General features: G+C 44.6%; 1 protein-coding gene. It reads right to left on the bottom strand.

The window, feature by feature from the left end:
* Positions 1-446 (bottom strand): hypothetical protein (locus OM075_RS26705; RefSeq protein WP_301193395.1); only part of this gene is annotated, 446 nt, incomplete at both ends.

Here is a 446-nt window from a genome sequence, read left to right as displayed (position 1 = left end):
GGCTTTAACCACTTTGGATTGGCAAGCTTGTATTGGAATTTGCGTTTTGTGGTATCGGTATCATCGAATACCGCACATGAGATTTCAGGTACAATAACCTTCGTGCCTAACGTCATCTCGAAAGTACCGTTCAGGATTGCAGGAGGTAAAGCAAACTGACCAAAAGCAAAATCTGCCGGGTCATTGTCTTCTTCCGATGCTCCATGAGCGTACTCAAGAACAATATCAGTTAACAGGAAATACTTTCCTGAATCCAACTGCGCACGGTTCAGGTTGGTACGACCAGCCTTTTTATCGTCCGATGCCTCCATCAAATCAATGTCGGACTTATCCTTAATCGACTTTACGGTATAGATTGCCGTGTCAACGGTTTGCATACGTGCATCTTTCAATGCTTTCTGCACTTCCGGTGGCAATTGCTGTCTGCGAAGTTCAAACTGACCTTT

The sequence above is a fragment of the Plebeiibacterium sediminum genome (assembly GCF_026013605.1).
In the GTDB taxonomy this organism is placed as follows: domain Bacteria; phylum Bacteroidota; class Bacteroidia; order Bacteroidales; family Marinilabiliaceae; genus Saccharicrinis; species Saccharicrinis sediminus.
The sequence above is the reverse complement of the archived record's forward strand: the minus strand, read 5'-3'. Positions and strand labels throughout refer to the sequence as shown.